Below are 10,762 nucleotides of genomic sequence, written 5' to 3' on the forward strand. Positions count from 1 at the left end.
GGCTTCTTAAGCTTTAGAATTAAGCTTAATTAACCGATGGAATTAACTATGCTTAACTTCGTCTGTCAAGAAAAATAATGAAGGCCTCCGGCAAGGCGACCATCACGCAGGAGGATTATTTGAAAACCATCTGGGAGCTTTCCCAGGAGGGGGGAAGCTCCTCCGGTTCCAAGATTGCGGCTGAACTGGGGGTCACCCCGCCGGCGGTCTCACTAGCTTTGCGGCGGCTGGCCAAGGAGGGATACTTACGGCTTGGAAAAGATGGAAAAATTTCGCTGACTCTGAATGGACGTAAAACGGCCGAGGATTTAATCATCCGCCACCGGCTCATCGAAAAATTGCTGGCCGAAGTGTTGGGGATGGAATGGTACAAGGTGCACGAGGAAGCGGAAAAGCTGGAGCACTCCGTTTCACCCGAAATGGAAGAGCGGCTTTTCAAGCTGTTTGGACGGCACGGCACCTGTCCGCACGGCAACCCGCTGGGCAAAGCAGCCCTGCGCAAAATTGAAAATGCCGTTCTACTTTTTGACGCCTCCGCTGGACTGGAGGCAACCGTCGTTCGGATATACGAAAAAGACCGGACTTTCCTGGAATATCTCGACTCACTCGGAATTATTCCGCAGGGGAATCTCGAAGTCTTGGAAAAAATGCCGGATGAGACGCTCAAGTTGAAAATCAGTGGGCGGGCCGTGACGCTCGGTAAGAAGGCCTCCACCCGCATCTGGGTTGAACCAAAAAAGTAAACCGCTTCCAATCCGTTCGGTATTCCGACCCAATCGGTCGGCAATCCGAAATATCCCTTGAAAAAATCCGACTAACCGATAAATTCCAAAATCACTATGGAAACGATGACGGGCGCGCACCCGTCGGCAAAATTCGGTTCAACCCAGCGCAAGGACGCGTGGTGGGCGGCACCGACAGCAACGGTAGTGGTTTTGACGCTCTTTGTCGTTTACTCGATGGTTCGGGCTTTCGAGAACAATTATTATATCGCCGGACCGTATCTTTCGCCGTTTTACTCCCCTCTATTCCTTTTTGACTGGTGGCCACTTTCTCCGGCCTTTTTGATTCTCTGGGCGCCGGCCGGATTCCGTTTCACTTGTTACTATTACCGCAAAGCCTATTACCGGGCTTATGCCGCCCATCCTTTTGCTTGCGCCGTGGGGGAAGCGCACCGGGGTTATCACGGTGAAACCAAGCTTTTCATTTTCCAGAACCTCCACCGCTTTTTGCTCTATGCGGCAATTATTGTCCTGTTCTTCCTCTGGTATGACGTAATAGAAGCCTTCAATTTTGACGGCGAGTTCGGAATGGGACTCGGCACACTCGTTTTGATGGTCAACACAGTGCTCCTTTCCGGCTATACTTTTTCCTGCCATTCTTTCCGGCATCTGGTGGGCGGCAACATCGACTGCTTTTCCTGCGCGAAAGCGGGCAAATTGCGCTTCACGCTCTGGAAAAGGGTTTCCAGCATTAACGAACATCATATGCTCTGGGCCTGGACCTCCCTTTTTGCCGTGATGGCGGCCGATTTGTACGTCCGACTGGTGGCCTGCGGCACCCTTACTGATTTGAGGTTCTTTTGAGCTACGAGACCCACGAACATGACGTATTGATAATCGGCGCCGGCGGTGCCGGGTTGCGGGCGGCGGTGGAGGCCGCCTCCAACAACCTTTCCGTCGGCGTGGTGTCGAAATCCCTGTTAGGCAAAGCCCACACTGTGATGGCCGAGGGCGGTATTGCCGCCGCTATGGCCAACGTCGATCCCAAAGACAGCTGGCAGACCCACTTCTGCGACACAATGAAGGGGGGAAAGTTTTTAAACAACTGGCGGATGGCGCAATTGCACGCCCAGGAGGCGCCGGATAGAATACGGGAACTGGAGGATTGGGGCGCCCTTTTCGACCGGACACCGGACGGCGAAATTCTACAAAGAGCATTTGGAGGACACACCTACAAGCGGCTCTGTCACGTGGGGGATCGCACTGGGCTGGAGATGATTCGCACCCTGCAGGATAAGGGTGTGCATTCCGGCATCGACGTGTATATGGAGTTGACCATCTTCCGCCTTTTCAAGGACGGCGGCAAAATTGCCGGCGCCATCGGCTACTGGCGAAAAAACGGCGAGTTTGTGGTCTTCAAAGTCAAAGCGATTGTTTTGGCTACTGGCGGCGGTGGCAAGGCGTATCAAATTACCTCCAATTCCTGGGAATGCACCGGAGACGGGCACTCGTTGGCATACGAAGCCGGAGCGGAACTAATTGATATGGAGTTTTTTCAGTTCCATCCCACCGGAATGGTCTGGCCGCCGGGGGTAAGAGGATTGCTCGTTACCGAAGGGGTGCGCGGCGAGGGGGGACTTTTGCGCAATAACAAAAATGAGCGCTTTATGCAACGCTACGACCCACAAAGAATGGAGCTTTCCACCCGCGATATGGTCTCCCGCTCGATTTACACCGAAGTGAAGGAAGGGCGCGGCTCCCCCCACGGCGGCGTTTTTCTGGACATTTCCCACCTGCCGGCGGAACGTGTGAAGAAGAAACTGCCGAGTATGTATCACCAGTTCAAAGATCTGGCGGACGTGGACATTACCAAGGAGCCGATGGAAGTCGGCCCGACGGCCCATTATATGATGGGAGGGGTACGGGTGGATGCCGACACAGGTGCCTCAACCATCTCCGGCCTTTTTGCCTGCGGCGAGGTTTCCGGAGGAATGCACGGTGCCAATCGATTGGGTGGAAATTCCCTTTCCGATTTGGTGGTCTTTGGCCGTCGGGCTGGCGCCGGCGCGGCCGAGTATGCCCGGAAGCTCGCCTTTTTCCCCACGGTGGACAAAAACGAACTCGAAAAAGCTGCCAAGGACATGGAAGCCCCCTTCCAGCGTTCAGGGGATGAAGACCCTTATCAAATCCATCGCGAATTGCAGGAATCAATGCAGGGCTTGGTCGGAATTTTTAGAACGGAAGGGGACCTGAAAAAGGGAATCAGCAAAATTGAAGAATTGAAACAGCGCGCCGCCAAAGTGGCGATCAAGGGGAAGCGGGAATACAATCCCGGCTGGCATTTGGTGGGGGATTTAAAGTCAATGTTGACTGTTTCGGAAGCGGTGGCCAAGGCCGCCTTGGCCCGCAAGGAAAGCCGCGGCGCCCACAGCCGCCTTGATTATCCCAATCTGGACGAAAAATTCGGCAAACTGAACGTGGTGGTTTCGCAGAAGAACGGGGAAATGAACATCTCCACCTCTCCGGTGCCGGAAATGCCGGAGGAATTGAAAAACCTTCTGGCGGAAAATAAATAATGCCGGACGTCACATTTAAAGTTTATCGCGGTGATGCCAAAGGGGGAAAGGCCGTGGAATACGCCGTGCCAATTTCGCCGGGAATGGTAGTGCTGGACGCCATCCATTACATCCAGGGATATCTCTCCCCCGATTTGGCTGTCCGCTGGAACTGCAAGGCGGCCAAGTGCGGCTCTTGTTCGGCGGAGGTGAACGGCAAGCCGGCCTTGATGTGCAAAAGCCGGCTCGATTCCCTGCCCATTGATAAGCCCATCACGGTTTATCCGATGAAGACCTTTCCTTTAATCAAGGATTTGGTCTGCGATGTGTCGTGGAATTTCGAAGTAAACAAAAAAATTCCACCTTATCAACCGATCGAGAAAAAACCCAAAATCTTTCAGGATGATGTGGACCGGGTACAGGAGTTCCGCAAATGCATTGAGTGCTTTTTGTGCCAGGATGTCTGCCATGTTTTGCGGGAGCATGAAAAGAAAGCCGAATTTGTCGGCCCCCGCTTTTTCGTTCGGCTGGCCGGACTGGAGATGCACCCCAATGACGGGGCCGACCGCTCGGAATTTATGAAGAACACGGCCGGCATCGGCTGGTGCAACATCACCAAATGCTGCACGGAGGTTTGCCCGGAGGAAATTCATATCACAGACAATGCAATTATCCCCCTAAAAGAGCGGGTGGCCGACCGCTTTTTCGACCCGGTGCGCTGGTTCTTCCGCAAACTTTTCGGTACCAAATAAAAATGAAGGACTGAAGCCCTCTGCTCTGCTATAATTTTTCTATCTCATTTAGATTCTTCGCTACGCTCAGAATGACAATCAATGTGCCGATAAAATAGTTGTGTTGGGAGTTATACCCAATGATATCAATGAAAAAATTTCCGATGCCCCGAAGGAAATAACACGATGGGAAAAAAGCGGAAACGTTTGATATCAATTTCTGTTCTCCTTGGCATTCTGATAGGGCTCCTTTATCTCTCCTATTCCTACTTTATGAAAACGAAGTATATGTGTCGTTCGATGAAACTCGAAGCGGCAGTACACTCTATATAGATAGCAAAAAGGTTCGTTCCTTTAAAAAACCGATACTTCCGACTTTGAAAGCTTTTTCTTTTACGTTGGACGGGGGAAGCACGAGTTCAGGCTTTCAAAGCAAGGAATGAGAGACATCGTAGATTCTGTTGAATTTACAGGGTTTGGTGGGGAGTACTACATGGACTTTTCCTTCAAGACCCCCACCCTTGAGGAAGATTCGCTAAAACTACGAGAATTTCTCAAATAATTTACTTTGCATCTACTTCTTCTGGAGTTCCAGTTTGAGCTGCAATCGGAGCTTTTGAAGTTTCAGCGTTTTTATTTCCGAAAATTGCCTTCTCCAAGCGTTTTAATTTCTCGATATACTCCGGTAGATTGGAAATAATCGCCTCGATTTTTTTGCTTTTCTGCATCTCCCGCGCGGGGGAACCCAAAACGATTTGTCCCGGTTTTACGTCGCGATGCACGCCGGACTGGGCGGCAATGATGGCGCCGTCCCCAATGTGCAGATGACCGGTCAGCCCCACCTGCCCGGCGATGGTCACGTTTTTCCCCACCTCGGTGGAACCGGAAATGCCGACCTGCGAGACGATGATGGAATTTTCGCCGATTTTGACGTTGTGGGCAATTTGGACAAGATTGTCGATTTTGGTTCCTTGGCCGATGCGCGTTTCTCCCATCGTGGCCCGGTCGATGGTGACATTGGCCCCCAGCTCCACGTCGTCTTCAATAACCACGATGCCAACCTGTGGAATTTTGTGATAGGTCCCTTTTTCCTTGGCGTAACCGAAGCCGTCCGAGCCGACCACTGTGCCGGAATGGATGATGGCTCGGCTACCGATTTTCGTTTTCTCACGGATGGTGACGTTGGGGTAAACTATGCAGTCCGCACCAATTTCAACACCGCGTCCAATGAAACTTCCGGCGCCAATCAGAGTCCGGTCGCCAATTTTGGCGCCCGACTCGACCACAGCAAAAGGGCTGATGCCGACCTCCCGCCCCAAAACGGCGTCTGAGGCCACAAACGCTTGCGGGTGAACACCGGCGGGAACCGGTTTTTCATCCGGGTGAAACTGCCGTAGAACCAGCAGGAAGGCGTAGTACGGGTTGGAATGGCGAATTAAGGCCAAAGAAGGCCATTCGGTCTGGGCATCGACGATGGCAGCGGTTGCCCGGGTGGTTTTAAGAAGCGGACGGTAGCGTGGATTGGCCACAAAGGTCAAATCTCCCGGCCCGGCCTGTCCGATGGGGGATACCCCGGTTATTTCAAGATCGTTTTTGCCGACCAGTTCTCCACCCACCAGTTGGGCTATGTCGGAAAGCTTCATTTTTTCCCTCCCAAAGCGGCGTTCAACTTTTCCAGAACCCGGTCCGTGGTGTCCAAACTTTTTCGCCCGTACGCCACGCTGCCGGTAACGGTGTCCAGAATCAAGTCGAAATTGTTTTCCAAAGCCACCTCGGCGATGGCGGCGTTGACCTTGTCCAAAATCGGCTTGGAAAGCTCGCTGTTGCGCTTCTCCACCTTTCCCCCGACTCCGAAGGTCTCCGCCAGGTACTGCTGGTATTCCTTTTTGACCTTGGTGATTTCCTCCTCACGCTCCTTCTTTTTTTCCGGGCTTAAAATCAGCCCCACCTTGGCCAGCGAGTCCTCAAGCGTCTTGATGCCGCGAGCCAACGAATCGGCTTTCCGCTGCCAGTCGGCAACCTCCCTGTTCAATTGGTCCTTGGCCTCCAGAAACGGCTTGTATTCGTTTTTCAGCCGGTCGGAATCGACGTAGCCGATTTTCTGGGCCAAGGCAGCTTGGGAAAAAATAAAAAGCAGGAAAAGAAACAGCCATTTTTTCATCTACGCGCTCCTTGCCAAGGAATATAAGCGGCTTGGATGGTAAAAGCCATGCCCCAGCCACAAGTCAATATTATCCAAAGATAAAGTTCGCCCCAAATTAATCCTTAAAAGGTTGAGCCGATTTGAAAATGGGGCCGCCATTTTTTGCCGTCGATCCGCTGGCCCAAGCTATTTTTAATCTCGGTAAATCCATACCCGAAGTCAAAACCGATGGTTCCCAGCCCCGGCACGGCCACCCGGAACCCCAGCCCGGCGGAGGTTTTCAAATCGGAAAACGGGTGAATTTGATATCCTGCCAGCCAAGCGTTACCGGCGTCAAAAAAGGCCAGGGCATAAACCTGGTCCTGCACAACCGGGAATTGGTACTCGAGATTGTAAATCAACTCGCTGCGCCCCCACCGCAAAGCGCCGTTGTCGTGGCGGGGGCCGATGGTGCCGTCCTGATAGCCCCGGATTATGCCGTCCGGATCCACTCCCCCAGGAGAAAAACGTTCAGCCGGCGGAATGCCGCTGTCTCCCTGCGGACCATCCACCACGCCGACCTTTAATTTTCCGACCAAAACGAACTTTCCGAAAGTTTTAAAAAATTTGCTGGCCTCGAACACATGCTTGTGATATTGGTAATCCCCCTGCAGGGGGCCGCCGGCGTATTCCATCGTGTAGGAGGCCACCGACCCGCGGGTGGCAAACTGGGCCAAGTCGCGCGAATCGCGAATAATGGAAAAGCCCGTGGAAGAGGTGATGCGGGGCCAGTCCACATCGGTCAGCCCGGGCACCACGTATCCCGGGCGAAACTCATAGTAACGCAAGTTTTCCAGCCGATAGTTCCACAGGATTCGGAAGTAGTTGTCCGGCCAACGGAGCCGACGACCGAGCCGAAGCGAAAGACCGGTGGTTTGCTCAGTGTAATCCTCGTAGTACTGGCGCTCCACGTTGAAAATATCGATGCCGACCAAAGTGGGCGTGTCCCGGAACCAAGGTTCGGTGAAGGAGAAGGAAACGGATTTGCGCCGCCCGCCGATGTCGGCGTTCATGCTCAAACTCTGCCCATTTCCCATAAAGTTGGGAATGCCGACCCCCAAGGTCAGAACAAACTTGTCCTGGCCGGAGTAACCGCCGCCCAACTGCAGCTGCCCGGTCGGCTTTTCCTCCACTTTGAAAATCAAATCGACGTCCCCGTTTTCCAAAACAGTGTAGTCCGGCTCCGCCTTGGCGAAATAATTCAAGACCATAAGCTCCCGCACGGAACGCAAAAGCAGGGAGCGACGGAAGGTCTGTCCGGGTTTGACCAAAAGCTCCCGGCGGATGACTTTGTCCTTCGTTTTCGTGTTTCCTTCGATGTGCACCTTGTTGATTTTGGCCGGCACCCCTTCCGATATCTCGTAGGCCACGTTCACCAGCGTATCCACGGTGGTAATCCGGTCGGCAATGCGGGCGTAAAGGTAGCCGTCCTCCTGATAAACCCCGTACAGCTCCCCCATTGTCCGGTCGTACCTTTCCTGGCTGTACAAGTCCCCTTTTTGGAACGCCAAAACCCGTTTCAGACGGTCCTCGCCATAAAGCTTGTTGCCAGAAAAGGAGACATCCCCAAAGCGAAACTCCTTTCCCTCGTCAATCCAGACTTTGACGAACATATTCTTCAGTTCCGAATCGACCCAGACCGAATCGCGGGTGACGACGGCATTGATGTAACCCTTTTTCTTGTATTCCTCAATGACTTTTTCCTTGTTCGTTTCCAGCCGGTCGCGCAGGGGATCAGAGGAGCGGGAAACCAGTTCTTCGGCTTTCGGCTTGGATTTCATCCATTTGGCGATTTTGCCGGGGGAGAACACGGTTACCCCTTCGCTATACACTTCTTTGATTTTTACCTTCTCCCCTTCGCGGATGTTGAATTCGACGATTTCTACATCCGGCTTTGAGCCGGGCTTGGTTTGGGTTACTATTTGAGCCAGAAAGTATCCTTTGGACTGGTACAGCTCCTGCAAAAGCCTGATGTTTTCCTGAATGACGGCTGGGTTGGCGACCGCGCCAGCGGCCAAGGTCAGTTTGGCAAAAACGTCTTCCCGCTTGACCCCACGGGCGCCATTCACCTCCACCCGCTCGACGCGGGGAAACTCTGCAACCTCTATGAGCAAGTCCAAGCCATTGGCACGCGGAACGGCCTTTATTTGCACATCTTTGAAAAGCCCAAGCGAGTAAACTTGTCGGATGGCGGCCTGAACCCCGTCAGGCGTCAGACTGCGTCCAATTTGCAAACCTGAGATGTTGCGCACCAACGTTGGGTCGGCTGTGGCGGTCCCTACGATGCGGATGGAGAGAACTGGTTTTTCCGCCGCACCGGAAGTGGACGAGCCTTCCGGCTGGGCAAAAAGAAGCGGGGGGAAAAAAAGGAAAATTACTGCCGTAAAACCGGACCAAACCGTTCGCTTCTTCACGGTCATTGTATTATACCCTCCGGCAGAACTTTCTTTCGGAGTTTATTTAAACCGGCCCGAAAAAAAGAAGTTTCCCTTGTCAATACGCCTTCAACTGCCGGGCTTTTTTCATTATCCGGTCCACCGTGGGCAGGTAGAACTTTTCATACGGCGGGGCAAACGGAATGGGGGGCACGTCCAGCCCGGCCAGCCGCATCACCGGCGCATCGAGGTAATCAAACGCCTCCTCAGTTATGATGGCTGAAATTTCCGCCATCACCCCGGCCGTCTTGGGAGCTTCCTGCAGTAAAAGCGCCTTGCCGGTTTTCTTTACCGATTCACAGATGGTATTCTTGTCAATCGGCAGAAGCGTTTTCAAATCGATGACCTCACAGGAAATCCCTTCTTTTTCCAGTTTTTCCGCCGCCTCCATCGCCCATACCAACATCAAAGCGTAGGCCACAATGGTCATATCCTTGCCGGTTCGCTTCACTTCGGCTGGACCGATGGGCACCGTATAATCTCCTTCCGGCACCTCCCCTTTGACCGAGCGGTAGAGCCGCTTGTGTTCAAAGTAAAGCACCGGGTCCGGGTCGCGGATGGCGGCTAAAAGCATTCCCTTGGCATCGTAGGGATTGGAGGGCATAACCACTTTCAGACCGGGGCAATGGACAAACCAGGCCTCGTTTATTTGCGAATGATACAGTCCGCCGCCGACATCCCCCCCGCAGCAGATCCGCACGACCAAGGGAACGCTCCAAGCCCCCCCCGTGCGGTAGCGGATTTTGGCCGCCTGCTGGACAATCTGGTCCATCGCCGGGGAAACGAAGTCGGCGAACTGGATTTCCGGCACAGGGCGCATCCCGACCAAGGCCGAGCCGATCCCCGCACCGACAATCAGGTTTTCCGAAATCGGCGAATCGATGACCCGGTACTCTCCATATTTTTTCTGCAGCCCCTTGGTCGCCTTGAAAACGCCGCCGTACAGACCGATATCCTCGCCGATTAGATAGACCCGCTCGTCGCGGGCCATTTCCTGATCCAAGGCCTCGGTGATGGCATCAATAAACGTGATTACTCTACCCATTTTCTCTCCTTTTAACGTTATAGCCGGTCGGGGGCCTCCGCCTTGAAATCGGCGTAAATATCGCTCAAAACCCACTCTACCGGGCCGTAGTCGGTCGCCTCGGCAAAATCCACGGCCTCGTCAATTTCCTTATCGATTTGTTCCACGAACTTCTGCTTCTCTTCCATGGTCAGCTTTTTGTTGTCCATCAGGTATTTTTCGTAAGCTGGTATCGGGTCCCGCGTTTTCCAGTAGGTCACTTCCTCCGGTGAGCGATAGTCCGCCGGGTCAATTTCGGAATGCCCATACCAGCGGTAGGTTTTCATCTCAATCAAAGTCGGACCTTCCCCCCTTCGAGCGCTGGCAATCGCCGGTGCCGTCGTCCCCCAAACCTTCATCACGTCGTTGCCGTCGATCGAAACTCCCGGAATACCGACTCCGTCGGCACGACGGGAAAAATCCTCAAACGCTCCCACCAGCCGGGCCGGTACCGACTCTCCCCAGAGGTTGTTTTGCACGATGAAAACGATCGGCAGCTTGTGCACAGCGGCAAAATTTACCGCTTCATACCAAGGCCCCATTGCTGTGCCCCCCTCGCCGACGAAAGCCAGCGCTACGTATGGCTCCTTGCGGATTTTGTAGGCCAAAGCGACACCGACGGCCAAAACGGTCTGGCTGGCAACCGTGGAAGCCGGGGTGATGATGTTGGCCGGCTTGTAGCCGTAATGACAGGGGTGGGATAGTCCCTTGTCCGGCGAGTTGGAACGGGCGTAAATCTGGGCGGCAATCATTTTCAACGGGGCGCGCACGATGTTACAGCCGAGTTCCCGGTGGGCTGGGCCGATGAAATCCTGGGGTAAAAGCTTGTAGGCCGGCACCACGGTGGTTGCTTCCTGCCCGACGGCGGAAAAGTAGGTGCCGGCAAAGCGCCCCGCCCGGAAAAGCTTTCGGAAGCGCTCGTCAAACATCCGGCATTTCAAAAGCAGGTAATACAGCTCTTTTTTCTCTTTGGGTGAAAGCGTAAACTCGGAGGTTTTTTCCGGCTTGGGTTTTTCGTAGGCGACTTTCATGGAATCGGCGGGAGAAGAGTGAATTTTCCCGGGGGTCTTCTTA

The 10,762-nt window shown here is 53.6% G+C and carries 9 protein-coding genes; 4 read left to right on the forward strand and 5 right to left on the reverse strand.

Annotation, left to right across the window (positions count from 1 at the left end; genetic code table 11):
- Nucleotides 1-77: 77 nt before the first annotated feature.
- The 4 genes from VNL73_05510 (at nucleotide 78) to VNL73_05525 (ending at nucleotide 4,029) form a co-directional block, all read left to right on the forward strand.
- Complete coding sequence (locus VNL73_05510; protein ID HXF48866.1) at nucleotides 78-743, forward strand: metal-dependent transcriptional regulator; 666 nt, start codon at nucleotides 78-80, stop codon at nucleotides 741-743.
- A gap of 96 nt (nucleotides 744-839) precedes the next feature.
- Nucleotides 840-1,586, forward strand: coding sequence for a succinate dehydrogenase (locus VNL73_05515; GenBank protein ID HXF48867.1), 747 nt, complete (start codon nucleotides 840-842; stop codon nucleotides 1,584-1,586).
- A complete protein-coding gene (locus tag VNL73_05520) occupies nucleotides 1,583-3,298 on the forward strand; it encodes a succinate dehydrogenase flavoprotein subunit (GenBank protein ID HXF48868.1) in 1,716 nt (571 codons plus the stop codon). Before VNL73_05515 ends, VNL73_05520 begins: the two co-directional genes overlap by 4 nt.
- Entirely contained in the window at nucleotides 3,298-4,029 is a 732-nt protein-coding gene (locus VNL73_05525) for a succinate dehydrogenase/fumarate reductase iron-sulfur subunit (protein HXF48869.1), read from the forward strand. Before VNL73_05520 ends, VNL73_05525 begins: the two co-directional genes overlap by 1 nt.
- 542 nt (nucleotides 4,030-4,571) lie before the next feature.
- Here the strand turns inward: VNL73_05525 and lpxD are convergent.
- The 5 genes from lpxD to VNL73_05550 all read right to left on the reverse strand — a co-directional run.
- A complete protein-coding gene (gene lpxD / locus VNL73_05530; GenBank protein HXF48870.1) occupies nucleotides 4,572-5,651 on the reverse strand; it encodes a UDP-3-O-(3-hydroxymyristoyl)glucosamine N-acyltransferase in 1,080 nt (359 codons plus the stop codon).
- Nucleotides 5,648-6,169 carry an OmpH family outer membrane protein gene (locus VNL73_05535; GenBank protein HXF48871.1) on the reverse strand — a complete coding sequence of 174 codons (522 nt, stop codon included), beginning with the start codon at nucleotides 6,167-6,169 and terminating at the stop codon, nucleotides 5,648-5,650. Before VNL73_05535 ends, lpxD begins: the two co-directional genes overlap by 4 nt.
- Before the next feature lie 104 nt (nucleotides 6,170-6,273).
- Nucleotides 6,274-8,610 carry an outer membrane protein assembly factor BamA gene (bamA, locus tag VNL73_05540; GenBank protein ID HXF48872.1) on the reverse strand — a complete coding sequence of 779 codons (2,337 nt, stop codon included), beginning with the start codon at nucleotides 8,608-8,610 and terminating at the stop codon, nucleotides 6,274-6,276.
- Between the two features lie 73 nt (nucleotides 8,611-8,683).
- A complete protein-coding gene (locus VNL73_05545) occupies nucleotides 8,684-9,670 on the reverse strand; it encodes an alpha-ketoacid dehydrogenase subunit beta (protein ID HXF48873.1) in 987 nt (328 codons plus the stop codon).
- A 17-nt stretch (nucleotides 9,671-9,687) separates the two neighbouring features.
- On the reverse strand, nucleotides 9,688-10,762 hold a 1,075-nt coding region (locus VNL73_05550), incomplete at its 5' end, for a thiamine pyrophosphate-dependent dehydrogenase E1 component subunit alpha (protein ID HXF48874.1).

It is taken from the genome of Verrucomicrobiia bacterium, from assembly GCA_035574275.1.
Lineage (GTDB): Bacteria > Zixibacteria > MSB-5A5 > DSPP01 > DSPP01 > DSPP01.

What these genes read in the sequence shown, in the direction of transcription:
- VNL73_05510 (HXF48866.1), top strand. Translation starts at nt 78, where the DNA reads ATGAAGGCCTCCGGCAAGGCGACCATCACGCAGGAGGATTATTTGAAA.
- VNL73_05515 (HXF48867.1), top strand. Translation starts at nt 840, where the DNA reads ATGGAAACGATGACGGGCGCGCACCCGTCGGCAAAATTCGGTTCAACC.
- VNL73_05525 (HXF48869.1), top strand. Translation starts at nt 3,298, where the DNA reads ATGCCGGACGTCACATTTAAAGTTTATCGCGGTGATGCCAAAGGGGGA.
- lpxD (HXF48870.1), bottom strand. Translation starts at nt 5,651, where the DNA reads ATGAAGCTTTCCGACATAGCCCAACTGGTGGGTGGAGAACTGGTCGGC.
- VNL73_05535 (HXF48871.1), bottom strand. Translation starts at nt 6,169, where the DNA reads ATGAAAAAATGGCTGTTTCTTTTCCTGCTTTTTATTTTTTCCCAAGCT.
- bamA (HXF48872.1), bottom strand. Translation starts at nt 8,610, where the DNA reads ATGACCGTGAAGAAGCGAACGGTTTGGTCCGGTTTTACGGCAGTAATT.
- VNL73_05545 (HXF48873.1), bottom strand. Translation starts at nt 9,670, where the DNA reads ATGGGTAGAGTAATCACGTTTATTGATGCCATCACCGAGGCCTTGGAT.